Origin of the sequence: Yersinia bercovieri ATCC 43970, from assembly GCF_013282745.1 — a bacterium.
GTDB lineage: Bacteria > Pseudomonadota > Gammaproteobacteria > Enterobacterales > Enterobacteriaceae > Yersinia > Yersinia bercovieri.
The window spans coordinates 668,040-687,510 of sequence record NZ_CP054044.1 but is presented as its reverse complement, the minus strand read 5'-3'; the positions used below and the strand labels follow the sequence as shown (position 1 = coordinate 687,510).

Genomic DNA, 19,471 nt, shown 5'->3' with positions numbered 1-19,471 from the left:
AAAAATTTACTTTTCTTTAATCAATTATCGGTAATATTAATAATTCTGAGCCTACTCAAAAAGGATAGTCCGTGAGCGTGGTGAACCGATATCCAGATAGTCAGCAGTTGTTACACTCACCTTCGGCCGGCAGTGACGGCTGGTGGCAGCAGATTGCACAGTGGGGCACTCCACTGGCTGAACCGCTGGGTGAGGGCAAAGTAAAGCTGACATTTCTCTGGCGTGATCGGCAGGGTAGGGCGCGCGATGCTGTGGTTAGCCGGGTATATATCGACGTCAACGGTGTAACTGATCACCACAGTGTCAATCCTGAAACCCTCCAGCGGTTGGGCCAGACCGATGTCTGGTATTGGCAGGCGGAGGTGGAGTCTGATTTTCGCGGCAGCTACAGCTTTATTCCCGTCACTGGCGAGACGTGTTTGTGTTTGCCGGCAGGCAGCCGGCAGGAGCGGCGTCTGGCACAGCGTAATTGGTGGATCTCATTAATGGATCTGGCGGAAAACGACCCGCTAAACCACACTGCCGCCCATGCTAGTTATCGGGGGATGGCGCTCTCGGCGATACATTTAGCCGATGCTCTGCCACAGCCCGCCTGGCACCCCATTGATGCAGGCCAACCACTCCCGCCCGATCCACAACGGCTGCAACTGATCACTTGGGACAGCCCGTTATTAGCTAACAGCCGCAAGGTGTGGATTTACTCTACGGGCAGTGCTGAAGCTCTGGCCGAGCGGCCATTAGCTATCTTGCTCGATGGGCAGTATTGGGCGGAGAGACAGCCACTGTTTGGCGTACTGGATAATGAAACCGCTGTGGGCCGCCTTCCTGCCACTGTGTATGTGTTGGTAGATATCATTGACCAAAAGCATCGTTCACAGGAACTGCCCTGCAATCAGGATTTCTGGCAGGCGTTGCAAACGGAGCTGTTACCGCAAGTGGCCTTGCTGCAACCCTTTACCGAGCAGCCATCTCGCACCGTGGTGGCGGGGCAAAGTTTTGGCGGCTTGGCATCGCTGTATGCCGGATTACACTGGCCACAGCGTTTTGGCTGCGTGCTGAGCCAATCGGGTTCTTTTTGGTGGCCGGACGTCGACCATGTTAAGGGGTTAACCGCCGGTACGGTCGAGCGTCAGGGCTGGTTGACTGAGCAGGTGTTGCAAGGGTTGGGGGCTAACCAGCCGTTGAATATATTTATGGAAGCAGGCCGCCACGAGGATGTGATTTATCAGGTCAATGAAGTGATGAGTGAAGCGCTACGCCGTGCCGGGCATCGATTACAGTATCGGGTTTATTGCGGCGGGCATGATTCACTCTGTTGGCGAGGGGGGCTGATTGAGGGATTAGGGCGATTGCTGGGAGCACGGTGTGGTGGTTGATGATTGAGATTGGATCTGGTTTCGGTTGATATTCGTTCAGTGATCACCTGACCCTCGACGCCTCAACCGAGTCGGGCCGCAGGGCGGCGGCCCAACACCCGCGCCTTGCGCGAAATATTGCCCTGCGGGTAAACCTCCTACGTCTTTCGGGCTGACGAGCCAGCGCGATTCGCATCCATGCTCAAGCGCGCTTTTCGCGGGCGTCCTGCCCGCTCACTCTACCCTCCATCCTCGTCGGCAATATTCCTGATTGCGCTCAACATCAAAACCCTCTTCTTTGTTTTAGGTGTTGAAGTTAAAAGCACATTTGAGCTGCCGAGTGAAGAGTGGAGCAAGGGAAATCCGCCATGGACGGCGGATTTAGGCGTCATGAGCAGGGATGCGAATAAAGCCGTCCCGCCAGCGAAAGGATGAGTCGAGGGAACCTGCGAAGCAGGCAAGCGATACGTGCGCAAGCGCAGGGGTTCCAAGGGGGTTACGCGCTTGTAACCCCATTGGCGGTTGAGGCGCTGGAGGCCAAGTGAACGCCGATCTCATGTCAACCGAACCGATCGCCTGAGCCGCTATCAACCGAAACCTGATCCGATCTAACTAAACTTAAACTTAAACCGAAACCCTAAATCTCCCCCTCGGGATCACCAACGGCGTCCCCGACACCGGATCATCAATAATCAAACACGGCATACCAAACACCTGTTCTACCAACTGGGCGGTAATCACCTCGCGCGGTTTACCTTGCGTCACTATCTGCCCGTCGCGCATGGCGATAATATGGCTGGCGTAGCGGCAGGCGTGGTTGAGATCATGCAGGACAGCAACCAGCGTGTGGTTATTGTGCTGATTCAGGTGGCTGAATAACTCAAGTAAATCAATCTGATGGGCGATATCCAAATAGGTGGTTGGCTCATCCAACAGCAGCAGCGGTGTTTGCTGCGCCAGTACCATGGCGATCCAGACTCGCTGGCGCTGCCCGCCAGATAGGGCATCGACTGACCGGTCAGCCAGTTCACTGACGCCAGTGGCCTGCATCGCTTCACTGACTGCCCGTTTATCAGCCTGTGTCCACTGCTGTAATAGCTTCTGATGGGGATAGCGGCCCCGCGCCACCAGATCCAATACGCTGATACCGTCCGGTGCTTGCGAGCTTTGCGGCAATAAGCCCAAATGGCGTGCGACGTGGCGAGTATCAAGGCTGGCGATATTCTTGCCATCCAAAATCACCTGGCCCGCCTGCGGTTTCAGCAAACGGCTCAATGCGCGCAGCAATGTCGATTTACCACAAGCATTGGGGCCGACTATCACCGTAAACTCACCATCAGGAATGGCGACACTCAAATTTTGGCTGATTACCTTGCCGTCATAGCCCAGTGTCAGGGCATCAGCCTGCAAACGGGGGGTGCTGCTCGCTGGGTTAACAATAGTCATGATCGCCCGGACTCCCGGATTAAAAGCCAAATAAGATACAGCCCACCAATACTGATAGTGATAACACCGACTGGCAGTTGATTAGGTAAAAACAGGTGTTGGGCGCAGAGATCCGCTGCGATCAACAGAAACGCCCCCATCAACGCCGAGGCGGTGAAGGTCACTGATGATGTTCCCGCCAGACGCCGTGCAATTTGTGGCGCGGCTAAGGCAATAAAGGAGATTGGCCCAGCGGCGGCGGTGACGGCAGCCATCAGAATCACCCCAATCGCCATTAGGCTCAGGCGCGTTCTCTCCACTGGCACACCCAAAGCACCCGCAGCATCATCACCCATTTCGAGCAACGGCATACGGCGGCTAAGTAGTATCGCAACCAGCATGGCGATAGTGATAAACAGCACCGAAGGCAGACTTTTCGCCCAAGTCAGGCCATTGAGTGAACCGGCCCCCCAGGCCGCGGCGGTCATGGCAGACTCCAGTGACGCGGTGATCGTCAGCCAGGTATTGAATGCCGTCAGCATTGCACCCATGGCAATGCCGACAATAATCAGCCTAAAGCCCTGAATCCCCTGCCGATATGCCAGTAAATAGACCGCAATGGCGGAGAGTAACCCCCCCACCAGTGCGCTACTGGCAATCTCAAAATAGTTGCCATTAAACAACGTGATGGCGACCAGTGCGCCGGTATAGGCCCCCACATTGAAGCCGATGACATCTGGGCTGCCCAGTGGGTTGCGCACTAATGATTGAAATATTGCGCCACTAACACCTAGCGCCGCCCCGAAAATTAGCGCCATCACAGCACGGGGTAAGCGCCATTGATTGACGATAATATCCACAGTGCCATGGCTATTGCCGAGCAAGGCATTCACCACCTGCTCGGGAGATAACGACAGCGTGCCGGCCATTAATGCCAACAGCGCACTCAGTAAGCAAGCCAGTAATAGCAGAGCGCCTACCATCAAACTGCGTGACCGGACACGTAAGTTTACCGGGCCATCAGGACGCCCCAATAGCCACGTGGGTGTGGCGGGTTTCATAGTGTGGTCATCCTTTTGTTACGCCGTACCAGCCAGATCAGTAGGGGCGCACCAATAAATGCGGTCACGATGGAAACCCGCAATTCGCCCGGCACCAAAAAGCGCCCAACAATATCGGATGCCAATAGCAGGATAGGTGTCATTACCAGCGTAAATGGTAAAATCCAGACCTGATTTGGCCCGACAATCCAGCGCGCAATATGTGGCACCATCAGGCCAACAAAGGCGATAGGGCCGACGGCCGCGGTCGCCGCACCACATAATAGAGTGATGGTGATTACCGCCCAAAATTGGGTGCGGGCAATACGCGCCCCCATCGCCGCCGCCAGATCCTGCCCCATATGTATGGCATTTAGTGACCGCGCCAGTAGCAGGGCAATGATGCAACCGAGCAGAATGAGTGGGGCGACGGCTATCACCACCGCCATGTTACGGATATCCAGCGATCCCGCTTGCCAGAAGCGGACACTATCGTAAACCTGTGGATGGGTCAGCGAGATACCGGAAGTGATGCCGGTTAATACCGCACCAATGGCGACGCCAGAGAGTGTCAGGCGCAGAGGATTCACCCGCCCGCCGCCGGTTGCGCCGACCCAATAGACCACCAGAGTGGTGATCAGGGTGCCGATAAATGCCGAGATCATATAGCCGTAAATGGCGTGCACGCCAAACACCACTATGCCGATGACCACAGCAAAACTGGCCCCTGCATTCACCCCGAGAATACCGGGATCAGCCAGCGGGTTGCGGGTCAGCGCTTGGATCACCGCACCTGATAACCCCAAGGCAGCACCCGCGAGCACCCCGATCAGGGTGCGCGGCAGGCGTGATTCCAATATCAAAATGCTATCGGCATTGTGGCTCTCACCGAGCAGGCTTTGCCACACCACGGATAAGGGGATAGCTTTGGCCCCGAACATCAGGCTGGCCGCCATCACCAGCATCAATATAAGGAGGCTGAGAAGCAGTAACAGGGCGTGTCGGCGCTGCGTTTGCGCACCTGGAGTGGGGGCTGGTTTCAGCGCTGTTGTTGACGATTGATCTGAGGAATAAGCAGCTGGCATTGTTACTCTTTTTTAACAAATGATTATTGTTATCGATTTGATTATCATTATTATTTGCTGGGGTTATGTTAGCACGAGTTATGGTGGGAGGGCAGGGGGATTTATTACAATTCAGTTTGGTACAGTTTGGTTCAGTTTGGTGATTGGTTCGGTTGTTAAAGCTTCAGTGTTCACCTTGCCTCCGATGCTCCAACCGCCAAAGGGGTTACAAGCGCGTAACCCCCTTGGAACCCCTGCGCTAGCGCACGTATCGCTTGCCTGCTTCGCAGGTTCCCTCAATCATCGTTTCGGCTGACGGACCGCCGTGATTCGCTCCTGCTCAAGCACGGCTCGCTCGGCATCCATGCCTCGCGTCCTACCTCCACTCTTCACTCGGCAGCTCAAATGTGCTTTTAACCTTGAGCGCAATCAGGAATATTGCCGACGAGGATGGAGGGTAGAGTGAGCGGGCAGGACGCCCGCGAAAAGCGCGCTTGGGCAGGGATGCCCATCGCGCTGGCTCGTCAGCCCGAAAGACGTGGGAGGTTTACCCGCAGGGCAATATTTCGCGCAAGCCGCAGGTGCAGGAGGGCCGGCCTGCCCTCCTGCTCGGTTGAGGCGACGAGGGTCAGGTGATCACTGAACGACTATCAACCGAAACCAGATCCAATCTCAATCTCAATCTCAATCTCAATCTCAATCTCAATCTCAATCACCAAACGAATATCAACCAGAAACCTGGTTCGGTTTCCCCCTTTACCCCTTAAACATCCCCTCAATCCGTGCTAACAAATGACTCGCACTATAATAATCCAGCCGGAAAGTATCATAACCCACCGCATAAACACGGTTGTGCTCAATCGCTGGGATGTGCGCTAAAAACTGATTACTTTTCAATGCATCAACTGCAGGTCTCTCGCCGGAGAACAGTAAAATCGTCTCCCCGTTTAACCCCTCGGCCAGCTTCTCACCACCTAACTGAATGATATCCTTGCGATGTCCCATGCTGGTGTTGCCTTTCACGGCATCAGGAATAGTCGCCAGTGTGAAGCCCAATTGCTGCAATAACTTCCCCTGCGCTGAGTTATCAGTCCATAAATTGGCGGTGCTGCCCGCTGCTTGATAGACAAAAGCGGAGGTGGGTTGTGGTGGCAGGGTGATATTCTGCTTCACCTCATTAAGCCGATTGGCAAAACTATCAATCACTTGCGTTGCATCTGACTCATGCCCGGTAGCCTGCCCTAAAAGGATGGCTAACTCCTGCCAGCTCTTATCATCGTAATTAATCACTAATGTTGGCGCGATAGCGGATAACTGCTCATACAACTTCAGCGCGGAGTCGCCACCGGTAGCGGAAATGATAATTAAGTCCGGATTCATGCCGGCGACAGCTTCGGCATTCGGCTCGGTTTGATACAGCGGTACCAGTTTTTTAGCCTGTGCAACATCTGACCACTGGATAAAGAACCCTTGATTATCCGCGACAGTGGTATTGGGGGCGGTGGCTCCGGTGGCAATAACCGGGGCATTGATCGCCAGTAAAGTGCCAGTGATGGTGATGCTGGTGGAGACAATACGCTGCGGCTGTGAGGTCAATGTAACCGGGCCTTTTGCTGTCTCCACCGTTCGGGACCAGGCTGGCGTATCTTTCGCTGCCGCTGATGTCTCGGCTTCTTGCGCAGGTTTGCAGCCAGATAAGCTGAAAGTGAGAGTCAAGAAACTCAGCAGGAGGAGAGCAAAACGAGCTGTTTTGGGTGAAATTGGTGGCACGTATCGGGATATCACGGCGTTTCTCTCTCTATTTGACGATGCTGGGCCGTAATTTATCACGCCATAAAATGAATGGTAGTAATTATTATTTCGATTATTATTTGTGACGAGGAGACAAAAAAGAGCTGCCAGAGAGGCGTTCGATAGCATGGTTGATCGGGCGAATAGTTGTACTTTAAGCAGGATATTGGTGTGTTAAGCACGGAAATTGCTTTTTATGTCCCTATAGCCAATATGTGATTGAGCGGTATTCATCGGTTAATTTCACTCAAGGTAGCTCGATAGGCTGGTTTTAGTTTTCATACTAATCATTTCAATTTAATTCACTCGGATTATTGGTTTAATTCACTCATAGCGAAAACTATTGCACCAGCCAAATCATTTAGACGATAATGATTATCGTTAAGCTTTGTTGGCTAAAGTTCCCTTCCACCGATTTTTTATGCGCTGACCTCCATGACTCATATGACCACATTCTGGAGTAACTTCTATCTGGCTCATCAGGGCTGGTTGCGTGGATGGCTGCGTAAAAAAGTGGGTTGTCACCATAGTGCCGCCGATCTGACCCATGACACCTTTATCAAATTGCTGACCATGGCTGATCCCAGTGTGATCCGCCAGCCCAGAGCTTATCTGATGGTGACGGCTAATCATGTGATGATCGATCAATTCCGTAAGCGCAAGCTGGAGCAGGATGCCTTAGTGGCGCTGGCCCAGATGGCGGAAGATGTACATGAGCAATCGGCAGAAGAGCGGGCGGCGGTCAGTCAGCTGGTGGCGCAGGCGGTGCAGATCCTGGCAAGCGAGCTGGAAGATCACGTCTGCCGTGCCTTCTTAATGGCTCGTGTTGAAGGGTACAGCTACAGCGAAATTGCCCAGATACTGGGGGTCAGCGAAAGTAGTGTAAAACAGTATCTCGCCAAGGCACTTATTCATTGCCATAGCCGCATTTTTTGTCAGGAAAATCATGAATAAAAACCCCCATAGCCCTGATGGTGGGGTTGCTCAAATTCAGCAAGATGCGGCGCAATGGCTGTTGGACTTCTCTGAGGCGACGCCCGGCAGCCCGGAGCATAGCAAGCTGTTGGATGCCTGGTACAACTGGTGTCAGCAGAATGAGCAACATGAAAAAATTTATCAGCAAATGAGTGGGTTATGGCACAGCGGCCAACATGAGCCAGTGCGCCGCCGACCGGGTCTGCGGGTGTCGATTTGGCTGGCGCTAATGGTCAGTGGGTTGCTGCTTAGCCAACTGCCATACGGCTACTGGTTGGCGGATCAACGCACCGCTGTTGGCGAAATCAAACATATCCCGCTGGATGATGGCAGTGAGATCATTCTGAACAGCAACTCGGCTGTGAACATTCACTACTCATCGGGGCAGCGCCTAATCACCCTGCAACAGGGCGAGGTGTATGCCATTGTGGCAAAAGATCAGGCTAAGCGGCCCTTTGTGGTCAGTAGTCGTGATGCGCAGGCGCGAGCACTGGGTACACGTTATACGGTAGAACAGCAGCAGCAGGAGACCAAAGTCAGTGTGGTTGAGTCCGTCGTCGAGGTCAGGGCGAATGGCAACCTACAGGCCAAGGTGACATTGGTGGCAGGGCAGCAGGTGAGTCTCAATAAGCACGCATTTACCGGCCCGGTATCCAATAACCGCAACGCCGACAGTTGGCTGCAAAACCAGCTGATTTTTGAGGATGCGCCACTTGAACAGGTGATTGAACAATTGACCCGCTATCGCGCCGGCCTGATGTATATCGATCCCCGTAGCCGGCGCGCATTAAGCGAATTGCGCTTCACAGGTGTACTACCTGCAACCGACAGTGATCAGGCGCTTAGCCTGCTCAGACAATCACTGCCGCTAAATGTGAATACAGCGCTGCCCGGTCTGGTGTGGCTATCAAAAAAATAAATCATCACTATTCAATTGGTTAACTCTTTTTTGAACAAAAATGATAATTAATTTCATTATCAACTGCCCATTTTTATCTCTGATGCGTCTTTGATCCTGAAAACATAAAAATATTATTTCAGGGTAAAAGTATGCGCAGGAAAATTCTGCTGAATACATTGCTGACAGTCATTCTGTCTGGCGGTACTTCAGCGCTGGCTATCGCAGCTTCAGGGAGCGGCGGCAGCACCCAGGTTATCACTATCTCTGCACAGCCATTAGAGAGTGCATTGACGCAGTTTTCCAAACAGACCGGCATCACCTTTGGCGTCGATAGCCGCTTATTGACGGGTAAACAGGCAGCAGCCATCAGTGGCAATTACAGCACCCCTCAGGCGCTGGAATTACTGCTAAAAGGCAGCGGGCTGTATGCGGAGTTATCGGTCGATGGCCGTAGCTATATTTTGCGGCCACTGGCAACTTCAGCGGGTGAGACCGCTGATTCTTACCGCAAAACACTCCCCACTGCCACCGAAAATGCACAAAGTACCGGGGATGTGATTACCGTGCGAGGACGTGCGGCGGGGCAGTTGCAAATTGGTAGTCAGCAGATGACGGAGACAGATATTGCCAAACAGCCTACCGGCAACGGCAATATTACCGAGCTATTGCGCACCAATCCCAATGTGCAGTTTTCTGAAACGTCGCGCAACAGCACGACGCCGGGAGAGCTGGCCCCTGAGGCGGTCTCTTTCCACGGGGAAAAGTTCTATAACAACAATTTTATTGTTGATGGTTTATCCAATAATGACCGCTTAAATCCCGGCGACAATGTTGCTGATATTGAGAAAGCACCGAATGGCAATTCAGGGGCAGACTTTCCTGCGGGTCATCCGGAAGCCTTTTGGATTGATACCAGTTTGCTGGAGTCGGTCTCCGTCTATGACAGCAATATCTCCGCCAAATATGGGCAATTTACCGGTGGTGTGGTGGATGCCACACTAAAACGCCCGTCATTTACTGAATCTAGCGGCAATATCTCTTATCGCACCACTCGCTCTAGCTGGGCGAAATACCATATCGAAGATAAGAAACAGGTCAGTTTTAATAAAGCCTCCTCACTGGATGCTCAGCCCAAATTTACCAAAGATTTTTACAGCATCACGGTCAATCAACCGCTGAATGACCGCGCGGGTTTTACCTTTTCCTATAATCGCAAAGAGTCGGCCATCCCCTATTGGCACAGCTACATGCAAAAGTGGGAGGACCAGTCACGGCTGAGCGAAACCTACTTATTACGTGGCTCTTGGGACAGTGACGAAAATAATAAATTTAACCTGACATTAATGTATTCACCGCACAGTTCGACCTTCGTGCGCGCCAATACCATGAATGGCCAATATACCAATGAGGGGGGCGGTTATAGCGCTAATTTTGATTGGGCAAATCAGAATAAATTAGGTTCGCTTAATACTAAGCTGGCCTATCGGCAAAATGAAAACACCATCACTAACCAAGAGCAGAACTATTTTGCCTGGATATCCAGCCCCCACTTTGATTGGCGTAGCTCCGCCGGCTTGTCCGGTTTTGGTGGCTATGGCAGGGTAGAGACACAGCAGAGAAGCCAGATTTTACAGCAGGAGATGGCGTTCAATAGCTTCTACACCGGCCCTGTGAACCACAAAATTGATGTGGGTTATACCGCCGAATTTTCAACGGCAAGCTATAACCGGCCAACCAGCAGCTACGGTTTTACCGGGCAGATTGCCGCGCCTAATGTGGTCTGTAACGGGGATATCGGCTGTCTGGATGGCGACCAATATTTCTATATGCGATCTGTGTATAGCGCCGGAAAAACGGACGTTAACGCCAGCACTTACGGGATCTATTTGCAGGATACGGCGAAATTTTCCCTCCTGACCATGATGCCCGGCGTGCGTGTGGACTATGACGATTACATGAAAAATCTCAATGTCTCACCACGATTTAACCTTGCTTATGATGTGTGGAATGATCACCACACCGAGGTGTTTGCTGGGGCTAACCGCTACTATGCGGGCAATATTCTGGCCTATAAATTGCGCGAATCCCGTAAGGCGGTTTATACCGAGTGCCGTGCCGGACATCTGTCGTCCACGGGAACTTGCGCGAAAGGGAAAACCCCGCTTACCACTCCGGGGCCGTGGGTTTACAGCAAAGCTCAGTCAACCACCAACTATAACTACAGCCAGTTGAACACGCCGTACAGCGATGAGCTGAACTTCGGTTTGCAACAACGTATTGGCGAGACGATTTGGACGGCCAAATGGGTTCATCGTCAGGGTAAAGATCAATTTGCCGCAGAAAAAATTGAGGGCACCAAAACCTATGTCATGACCAATGACGGGGAGAGCAGAGCAGATACTTACAGTTTGACGGTTGCCCCTGTTGCCCCAATTGACTGGCACTCGCTGGTTTTATCCTGGAATTTGGGTGCCAACATTCAACGTAGCTATAGCTCGAATGGGACTTATGACGATGAGGCCGATCCTGACCAACTGATTATCTATCGGGGCAGTGTTATCCGACAAATAGAGAAACCCGCAGATAACTTTAATCGCCCATGGTCGGCGTTTGCTGAATTAAATACAGAAATTCCGGCATGGCGTTTGGACTGGACACAGCGGCTGAGTTATATCGCCGGTTATCGCTCTATCACCACCAAAGAGACAGTTTCATGTAACGTCGATGTGCGCTGTCAGGGTTATAGCGGCACCATGGATGTTTATGAAGAAGAGCAATTCAGCCCAAATATTAATCTGGATTGGCGCGTTTCTTATACCCAACCATTAGGCAAACAAAATATTAAGGTGGGTTTGGATATATTCAACGTACTTAATCACGTCAATAAAACGGAATCGAATTATCAGATGGGCCGTCAATATTGGCTGGATGTGGCATATAGCTGGTAAGCAATTTTAAATAAAGAATAAGGATAGTTATGACACGCATATTGCGCTATTGGTCAGCGGGTATTCTATTGCTGCTGACTGGGGTTCCTGTTGCCAGCGCACAGGAAATTAGCAGCCCGGCACCTGAGATAATCGAAGGGCAATTGGAGAATGGCCTGCGCTATTCGCTGGTTCCACTGGCGGGGCAAAAAGGGCGGGTGGATATCCGTCTGGTGGTCGGTGCCGGCTCTCTGGATGAAGAGGAGCAACAGAGCGGCGTTGCCCATATGGTGGAACATATGGTGTTTCACAGTAGCAAAAATTACCCGCAAGGGGTCTCTGAATATTTGCATCAACAGGGCTGGGTGCGGGCGCAGCACTATAATGCAATGACCAATTATGAGCGCACCTCCTATTTATTCAGCCCCCCTAAAGGCAGTAAGCAATTACCTGAAGCACTGGCGGTATTAAGCCAGATGGCAGGTGATAGCAATATTACGCAGCCGGAGTTGGATCGCGAACGGCAAATAGTTTACGAAGAGTGGCGCAGTAAACTCGGGGTGGCTGAACGTATGAATCAGCAGCGGGTTCAGGCAGTCCGTTTTGCTTCTCGCTATCCCGAACGGCCAGTCATTGGTGATGAAAAAAATATCAGAACACTACCCGCCACAGAGTTAAAAGCCTTTTATCAGCGCTGGTATGTACCGGGTAATATGCATTTGATTATTACCGGCGATATTGATGGGGAAAAAGTCACGCAACAGATTATCCACTATTTTGCGCCTTTGATTAGCACCCAACTCCCTGAGCGTCACTATTATGAGCCGACGCTATCCCCGCAACTGCGGGTGGTTCGCCTGCAAGATAGTGAAAGTGGTGGCAGTCAGGTCTCTTGGGTCTATCGCTTAGATGAATCTGCCAGTCGGGTGGCGGGCTATAACGGTATTTATGCGCGTTTAGTGGATCAAATCGCACTCACCGCACTTACCCGCCAACTGCGCCGTCAACAGCAGCAGCTTCCGCCTGCGGTCAGCTCGATGGTTATTCGGAAATCCAATATTGGCAGAACCACGTCAGCGCTGGGTATTTTCGCGCAAGTGACACCAGAGGGGCATCGCCGCGGGTTGACGCAGATTCAGACTGAGATCCAGCGCTTACAACGCTACCCGATTGCCGCTGACGATATCAACGACATCAAGCAAGAGCTGCTGGAGACACTGGCGAAAAGCAATGATCGCGAAGAGAGCCGCGATTTTGCCGCCTGGGTGCAGAAGGTCAGTGATACGCTGGTGCAAGACAAGCCAATGACCAGCCAGAAGCAGATCAACCAATGGGCCACTATGGCGCTGAGCCATATTGATGCCGATAAAGTGAATGCTCGCATTCAGCTTTGGTTATCCACGCCAGACCGCTTAGTACAATTCACCGTGCCGGGTAACGCCCCTTTTGCCCTGCCAACTCCGGGGGCGATTTTGCGTGCCGAGCAGCATCTCCAAAACAGAACCATTGCGCCGCCACAAGCTAAACCAAAAACTGTCGCCGCGCCGGTTTTACCCGTGGTCAAAACCACAGGGACGGTAGTGCGTAAACAGAATTATCCGCAGCAACAGGTTACTGTTTGGTCGCTCAGCAATGGTGACCGCGTGGTCTGGTTACGCTCACCGCAAGCGGATAAAAAAGTCTGGTTTACTGCCGTCAGTGGTGCCGGATTTATGTCCCCAGATCTTAATCCGTGGCAGGCCCAGTTAGCCTCGCAGTTGGTACAACAAAGTGGCCCTCAAGGCTGGAGTGGAGAACAATTTGCCGCATGGAGAAAGCAGCAAGGCGTCTCACTGAGCTTCAACCAAAATGCAACTGAGTTGCAGATAAGCGGCCAGGCTGATGCATCAAAGCTGGATGATTTGCTGGGCTTATATAACAGCCTCCATCAGCAGCCGCAAATAGCATCAGAAGTGATGAAAGAGAGTCTAAATTCGCTATTACGGATGACGGCAAGTAGCGCTGATTCTGTTAGCGCGAATAAGGAGCAATTGGTAACTCAGTTGCGGTTTGGCCAAGAGATCTTTACCCGCCCAACTCATGCGCAGTTATCTGCGGTTAGCCAGGAAGACTTGTTATCACAGTGGCAACGAAGTGCCGCTGCGCCCGCCACGTTCTATCTGCTGACGGATGTAGATGCTCCGCAACTACAAGAAAAAACCGAGCGCTATCTGGCGGGGATCCCCCGAAAACCGCTGGCCGCCGCAGCCACCCACTCCCCACTAACGGGCCATCGTGAAACCCGTAATCAGTGGAATATCGAGCCGCGCTCAGATTTAAATGTCTGGAGTTTCACCCCGCTGAAATGGACGCCGCAGCAGGCGGTTCAAGTGGCTATCGCCCAAGACCTGGCGCGTAAATACCTCAAAACAGCTTTACGGGATGATTCACTGGGTATTTACCGCATGAAAATTGACAGCACATTAGCGGATAAAACCAATCGCATCGACACCACAATGAGTTTTGGCAGCGAACCGGCTCGAATTGAGGCGCTATTGCAGCAGGCCGAGAGAGTCTTTGCCCAATTGCCGACGTTGATTACCGAGCAAGATGTCAACGAGGGGATCGCTAACTTCAAACGTAGCCAAGCCCCTCGCCTCAGTGATCCGACGACCCAATTACGGCTGTTGATCCTGAGTGACGAGAATTATGGTGATCCTCGCTATCTGAGTGAGGTTAAGTCGCTAGCGGATACCATCACCTTGGCGGGGGTGCGCACGGCGGCGGGCCAGTTATATAATCGGCAAAACAGTGTGATATCCATTATTCAACCACAGGAAAAACCTGCTAAGCCACAAGGTAGTTCGACAGTTCCGCAGGAGCAACAGCCGTGAAAAAGCTGTTTGCGATGCTGCTCGATTTAAGTCGCCCATTCTGGTGGAAACGCCAGAACTGGCAGGCGTGGCTACTATTGGCGTCAATATTGGCGATCGGCTTTGGTGTGGTTTATCTGAATATTCGGATTAATGACTGGAGCAAATCTTTCTATGATGCGCTGGGGGCATTTGATAGCGCGAAACTCTATGGTTTGGTCAAAGAGTACAGTCTCTATATTGCTATTTATATTGGCATTTATGTCTATCAGGATTGGCTCATCAAGTTGTTGACCATTCAGTGGCGAGGGGCGCTCACCGAACAACTGATCGACAGCTGGTTTGCCAAAAGAGCATTTTATCGTTTATCGCTCAATGGCCAGATGGACAACCCAGACCAACGTATCGCCGAAGACATTGACCTGTTTGTCACCAAAACCCTTGAGCTGTTTACCTCATTTATTATCAATTTTGCTCAATTGTCCTCATTTGTCATCATTTTGTGGAATCTCTCTGGAGTGCAGCAATTTACCCTGTGGGGCAAAAACATCACCCTATATGGCTATTTGGTGTGGGTAGCGGTCATTTACACCTTGCTGGGCAGCTTGATTACCCATTGGATTGGTAAAAAACTGCATGGCTTAAACTACCAGAAGCAGAAAGCCGAGGCCGATTTCCGCGCCTCATTGCTACGTAAACACGATAACGCCGAGCAAATTGCACTCTATGGCGGCGAAAATCAGGAAAAACATCATTTAAAACGTAATTTCTCGGCGATCGTGAGCAACTGGCGCGCCATGATGAATAGCGAACGAAATTTGGGTTTCTTCACTGTGGGTTATGGGCGTATCAGTATGATTGTCCCTATTTTCGCGGCCCTGCCTGCTTTCTTGAACAAAACCGTGACGCTGGGGGGCTTGATGCAAATTCGCAGCGCCTTTAGTCAGGTTTACAGCGCGTTAAGCTGGTTTGTGCGGGCATATCACTTGCTGGTCACCTGGTCGGCAACACTGGAGCGCTTAAGCCAATTTAAGCAGGCGATTTTGGATGAACAGCGTAAACAGCCGTTAGCCACAGCGGGAGACGAATTAGTCACTCAGAATTTATCGCTGTCGACCCCACAAGGCATGGCTTTGCTGCACGATATCAAACTGCATTGTGCTCACGGCAGTTGGCATCGGCTCTCCGGAGAGAGCGGCTTGGGTAAATCGACCCTGTTGCGCACATTAAGTGGATTATGGCCTTACTATTCAGGTGGTTGGGTAATGCCGCAAGGGCGAAATCTGCTGTTGCCGCAGCAGAGCTATCTGGGGCAGGGCACATTGGCTGAGTTACTGTGCTACCCGCTGGCAAGCACCGCAGAACCTGAATATCTGCGCGAAATACTGCATAAAGTGGGGCTGTCGGGCTGGCAAGATCGGCTTGATGCGCGGCTTAATTGGGATCGCATATTCTCCGGTGGCGAGCGCCAGCGTTTGGCTTTTGCCCGAGCGCTGATTAACCAGCCGGATACGCTCTATCTCGATGAAGCAACCAGCAATTTAGATACCGCAACAGCCAGAGAGTTGCTATTGCTGCTTAAAAAGCAGCTACCACAATGTACTCTGGTGGCTATCACCCATCAGCATGGATTGGCTGACCTTTTTGAGTATCAACACGACTTAAGTCAATTCAGGCTACCTACTGCTGCAATCTCCGCCGTGAATTAAGGGAAATTAACCGCCAGCGCTCCAAGAAGTTTGCTGGCGGTTTCTCTTCCGGATAACTCAATGTTGCGCTATGCATTTAGCCGCATATCAATGAATAAAATTGTCACTCTTCTCGCCATATTTCTTTGCTCAAAAATCGATACAAAAAACAATTTTGATAAATAGATAAATTCTGCTGTATATCTAATCTGATAACTTTAAATGAATTTTTGTTAATTTTTTATTTATTTCGTCTAATCTCATTTAGTGGAGTGTTTAATGCTGCCATTGTAGGGGCGTTAATGACGACTCAGTAAGCAAATTAATTGTTTGGCTTATAATCCTAATAGTTAATAGGCAAGATGACACTGTATTTATATTCAAAATAAAGACATATTCTGCGAAAAATAGTGAGAGTTGCTAATTACTTTTCGATCAAAATTAGCGATCGTTATTTACATTTTAATAGATGAAATCAATTAGTTACTTATTATTGATCGGTTATCTCGATCTTTTGTGTTGGTTTTATGCTATTTTGGTGATTAATCCTGATATTAAGCCTTTTTCCCTGCGGGAATTATCAGCGATAAACACCTTGAAATCTCAAGGAAATAAACTAAAAAAATAAAACACAAGGGTATTCCCGTGAATTTTCTAAAACATATCACCATCAGGATGGCGTTATTATCTATTCTTGTTATATTTTTGTTGCTCTGGGGCGGTGTTTCAACCTTTACATTATTTTCACTTAATCAATTGATGCACTCTTTGCAATTGAGTTCCAACCAACAGAAAAACATTAATATTATTAACCGGGGCAATGACCAATATTTCCGCGTGGTAACACGTTTAAGTCGTGCGGCAGCATATCGCCAGAGTGGGGCAACTGCCGAGGCAGATCGTGAACTGGCTTCGGCAGGGGTAGCGCTGAAAAATACTCAAGACGCGTTGGCGGCATTTAAGCTGCAAATCCATGAGCCGATGGACCCCGCATTGACGGATAAAACGATTCAAAGCTACTCAACACTCCTAAGTCAAGGGATTGAACCTATGTTCAAGGCGGTAGCTGAAAATCGATTTGATGATTATAACAAACTGTTTAATCAAGGTTATCCACCATTAAGTCGCGAGTTTGGCGCGGCAGTAGAGAAATATAACTCTACTGTCGATCAAGCAACCGAGGCCGCCAGTGTCCGGGTTGAGCTATTGGTCACTTGGTGTGTGCGGGCGCTGATCGCGGCATTAATTGCCGGTTTCATTATTTTGCTATTAACCGATCGCTACATTGTTCACTATCTGGTGCGCCCGCTGGATTCGATTAAACAGCACTTTAAGCGGATGGCGGAAGGGCAGCTAGGTCGACCAATGGCTGAATTTGGCCGCAACTGCGTTGGGCAATTAATCCCCTATTTGCGTGAAATGCAAAACAGCTTAGTAAACACGGTTTCGACTATCCGCAGTAGCACCGATGCCATCTATACCGGCGCCGGCGAGATAGCGGCGGGCAATGCGGATCTCTCTTCGCGCACTGAACAGCAAGCGGCGGCACTGGAAGAGACGGCTGCCAGTATGGAGCAGCTAAATGCCACGGTGAAACAGAATGCGGAGAATGCGCATCAGGCCAGTAAGCTGGCAGATAATGCCTCTGTCACGGCACAAAATGGTGGGCGAATAGTCAATGATGTGGTCGCCACCATGAGTAGTATTACCGAAAGCTCGCGGCGTATTGCTGACATCATCGGCGTGATTAACAGTATCGCCTTCCAGACGAATATTCTGGCTTTGAATGCCGCAGTGGAAGCTGCTCGTGCGGGTGAGCAGGGGCGTGGTTTTGCGGTGGTCGCCAGTGAAGTGCGTAATTTGGCGCAACGTAGTGCGCAGGCCGCCAAGGAGATCGAGGGGCTAATTAGCGAATCGGTCTCTCGAGTCAATATTGGTTCGAAGCAGGTCTCTGAGGCTGGAGAAACGATGAATAGTATTGTTCAGGCAGTGACTAATGTGACTGATATTATGGGAGAAATTGCCTCTGCCTCTGATGAGCAAAGTCGTGGTATCAGCCAAATTGGTCAGGCTGTCGCTGAGATGGATGGTGTTACACAGCAAAATGCCTCCCTGGTGCAAGAGTCAGCAGCAGCAGCGGCTTCGTTGGAAGAGCAGGCTCGTCAACTGACTGATGCTGTTTCGGCATTTAAGCTTTCGGATAATATGCAAGAGTATAACCATAATTAAAATAAGGATTAGGCTTAAGTTAGTGAAACTATTGCCGTCATAAAATAGTCAGTAGATAAACCATCCGTTTGGGCTAAGTGATTAGCCTAGGCGGGTGGTTTTTTATTTTCAACTAAAGATATTTTTTGATAGAAAAGATATAATATGAACGAATAGAGCTGGTTTGTAGTAATAAAAATCATATATTCTTCATCAGGTTAAATAATTAATATGACTTTTTTCCGCAATGTTTTTTTTCTCTTGATACTGCTGTTTTCATCCTCATCTTTCGCCATTAACTGCCAGCGGGCAGTGACACCGGTAGAGTATACCGTATGCAGCAATGAGGATTTACACTGGTTAGATCAGACCTTCAGTGAGATCTATCAGGTGATGCTCATCAAATATGATACTGAAATAGTTTATCAGCAACGGCGAGTGTGGGAGAAAGCGCTGAATAGCTGTACCAGTAATAGTTGTATTCAGCGCGCCTATTTTCAAGGCATCGCGTCTATGTCTGATATTGATAAGAACTTTGATTGGAAGGGGCAGTGGTGGAATATTACCAAAGGGAATGATCGTGGGGGGGTTATCAAAATTAACCGAATTACCGAGTGGGGGTTCAGTATTGATAGCCGTGCCTGGTCGGGCGAAAACAGCGGTACTTTCAGAGCCGAAGCGCGCAAGATTGAGGGGCTGGCTGTTGTCGATCTCATTGATAAAACATCAAATTGTCGCTTGTTGCTGATCCCGATAAAAGATGGTTCTATTCAGGTACACAGCAATGGCAGCTGGGGCTGTCGTATTTCGATGCCCAAAGATGTCTTTATTGATGGGCAATATGTGAGGGCGGATAAAGATCCCCGCGAAGAACCAACACTGCTCTCTATCGGTATTTTTGCTAATGCTGAGGACGATAAAAACTTCCGCGATTTAGTTGGTGATAATTACACTCAATTTGTCGCTTCAGCCAATGTCTATATCTATACCCATGATCTGGATAACCTAGGGGCGAAAGTATTAACCACTTGGGTACGTGGTGCGGCCAATACACGGGCATCAATAATCATGTACAGCCCTACCGGTGAAATATGGGCTGCTTTTGTTGCACCGGAAAAAAATGGCGACTTGCAGATTCACTATTTCACCAATGTCGCTGGCGATAAAGATAAGAGACCAAAAACCATTACACAATGGCAACAAACATTTATGGATAACTGATTTTTACGCTAGGCCACAGTGCTA

13 protein-coding genes are annotated in these 19,471 nt (G+C 50.4%); 9 read left to right on the top strand and 4 right to left on the bottom strand.

Annotated features, from left to right (window positions below; genetic code table 11):
• Window positions 1-71 precede the first annotated feature (71 nt).
• Both fes and HRK25_RS03105 read left to right on the top strand, forming a co-directional pair.
• Complete coding sequence (gene fes / locus HRK25_RS03110) at window positions 72-1,376, top strand: enterochelin esterase (protein ID WP_005271192.1); 1,305 nt, start codon at window positions 72-74, stop codon at window positions 1,374-1,376.
• 177 nt (window positions 1,377-1,553) lie between these two features.
• Window positions 1,554-1,790: a hypothetical protein gene (locus HRK25_RS03105; RefSeq protein ID WP_099460365.1), complete on the top strand. Its 237-nt coding sequence runs from the start codon at window positions 1,554-1,556 to the stop codon at window positions 1,788-1,790.
• Window positions 1,791-1,979: 189 nt separating this feature from the next.
• On the opposite strand, the gene HRK25_RS03100 is transcribed toward HRK25_RS03105, so the two are convergent.
• The 4 genes from HRK25_RS03100 to fepB all read right to left on the bottom strand — a co-directional run bounded on the left by HRK25_RS03100 (window position 1,980) and on the right by fepB (window position 6,600).
• Window positions 1,980-2,801 carry an ABC transporter ATP-binding protein gene (locus HRK25_RS03100; protein WP_032899195.1) on the bottom strand — a complete coding sequence of 274 codons (822 nt, stop codon included), beginning with the start codon at window positions 2,799-2,801 and terminating at the stop codon, window positions 1,980-1,982.
• Window positions 2,798-3,841: an iron-enterobactin ABC transporter permease gene (gene fepG / locus HRK25_RS03095; protein ID WP_032899194.1), complete on the bottom strand. Its 1,044-nt coding sequence runs from the start codon at window positions 3,839-3,841 to the stop codon at window positions 2,798-2,800. The genes HRK25_RS03100 and fepG overlap by 4 nt, the downstream gene beginning before the upstream one ends.
• Window positions 3,838-4,905 carry a Fe(3+)-siderophore ABC transporter permease gene (fepD, locus tag HRK25_RS03090; protein WP_005279915.1) on the bottom strand — a complete coding sequence of 356 codons (1,068 nt, stop codon included), beginning with the start codon at window positions 4,903-4,905 and terminating at the stop codon, window positions 3,838-3,840. The genes fepG and fepD overlap by 4 nt, the downstream gene beginning before the upstream one ends.
• A 735-nt stretch (window positions 4,906-5,640) precedes the next feature.
• Window positions 5,641-6,600: a Fe2+-enterobactin ABC transporter substrate-binding protein gene (gene fepB / locus HRK25_RS03085; protein WP_005279661.1), complete on the bottom strand. Its 960-nt coding sequence runs from the start codon at window positions 6,598-6,600 to the stop codon at window positions 5,641-5,643.
• A gap of 510 nt (window positions 6,601-7,110) precedes the next feature.
• Here fepB and HRK25_RS03080 point away from each other — a divergent pair.
• The 7 genes from HRK25_RS03080 (at window position 7,111) to HRK25_RS03050 (ending at window position 19,447) form a co-directional block, all read left to right on the top strand.
• The gene (locus HRK25_RS03080) at window positions 7,111-7,629 is read left to right on the top strand and encodes a sigma-70 family RNA polymerase sigma factor (protein WP_049601974.1); all 519 of its coding nucleotides are present in this window, start codon (window positions 7,111-7,113) and stop codon (window positions 7,627-7,629) included.
• Window positions 7,622-8,569, top strand: a complete 948-nt coding sequence (locus HRK25_RS03075; RefSeq protein ID WP_071984962.1) for a FecR family protein — start codon at window positions 7,622-7,624, stop codon at window positions 8,567-8,569. The genes HRK25_RS03080 and HRK25_RS03075 overlap by 8 nt, the downstream gene beginning before the upstream one ends.
• Window positions 8,570-8,700: 131 nt before the next feature.
• Window positions 8,701-11,499 carry a secretin and TonB N-terminal domain-containing protein gene (locus HRK25_RS03070; RefSeq protein ID WP_005279670.1) on the top strand — a complete coding sequence of 933 codons (2,799 nt, stop codon included), beginning with the start codon at window positions 8,701-8,703 and terminating at the stop codon, window positions 11,497-11,499.
• 29 nt (window positions 11,500-11,528) lie between these two features.
• Window positions 11,529-14,351, top strand: a complete 2,823-nt coding sequence (locus HRK25_RS03065; protein WP_005279673.1) for a M16 family metallopeptidase — start codon at window positions 11,529-11,531, stop codon at window positions 14,349-14,351.
• A 14-nt stretch (window positions 14,352-14,365) separates the two neighbouring features.
• Complete coding sequence (locus HRK25_RS03060; protein WP_173361780.1) at window positions 14,366-16,039, top strand: ABC transporter ATP-binding protein/permease; 1,674 nt, start codon at window positions 14,366-14,368, stop codon at window positions 16,037-16,039.
• Between the two features lie 624 nt (window positions 16,040-16,663).
• Window positions 16,664-18,247, top strand: a complete 1,584-nt coding sequence (locus tag HRK25_RS03055) for a methyl-accepting chemotaxis protein (protein WP_032898092.1) — start codon at window positions 16,664-16,666, stop codon at window positions 18,245-18,247.
• A gap of 210 nt (window positions 18,248-18,457) precedes the next feature.
• A complete protein-coding gene (locus tag HRK25_RS03050) occupies window positions 18,458-19,447 on the top strand; it encodes a lysozyme inhibitor LprI family protein (RefSeq protein WP_005275293.1) in 990 nt (329 codons plus the stop codon).
• Window positions 19,448-19,471: the final 24 nt, after the last annotated feature.

Bases quoted from the DNA above. Each gene is read 5' to 3' on its own strand.
- HRK25_RS03105 (WP_099460365.1), top strand. From the start codon at position 1,554: ATGCTCAAGCGCGCTTTTCGCGGGCGTCCTGCCCGCTCACTCTACCCT.
- HRK25_RS03100 (WP_032899195.1), bottom strand. From the start codon at position 2,801: ATGACTATTGTTAACCCAGCGAGCAGCACCCCCCGTTTGCAGGCTGAT.
- fepG (WP_032899194.1), bottom strand. From the start codon at position 3,841: ATGAAACCCGCCACACCCACGTGGCTATTGGGGCGTCCTGATGGCCCG.
- fepD (WP_005279915.1), bottom strand. From the start codon at position 4,905: ATGCCAGCTGCTTATTCCTCAGATCAATCGTCAACAACAGCGCTGAAA.
- HRK25_RS03080 (WP_049601974.1), top strand. From the start codon at position 7,111: ATGACTCATATGACCACATTCTGGAGTAACTTCTATCTGGCTCATCAG.
- HRK25_RS03075 (WP_071984962.1), top strand. From the start codon at position 7,622: ATGAATAAAAACCCCCATAGCCCTGATGGTGGGGTTGCTCAAATTCAG.
- HRK25_RS03070 (WP_005279670.1), top strand. From the start codon at position 8,701: ATGCGCAGGAAAATTCTGCTGAATACATTGCTGACAGTCATTCTGTCT.
- HRK25_RS03065 (WP_005279673.1), top strand. From the start codon at position 11,529: ATGACACGCATATTGCGCTATTGGTCAGCGGGTATTCTATTGCTGCTG.
- HRK25_RS03060 (WP_173361780.1), top strand. From the start codon at position 14,366: ATGCTGCTCGATTTAAGTCGCCCATTCTGGTGGAAACGCCAGAACTGG.
- HRK25_RS03050 (WP_005275293.1), top strand. From the start codon at position 18,458: ATGACTTTTTTCCGCAATGTTTTTTTTCTCTTGATACTGCTGTTTTCA.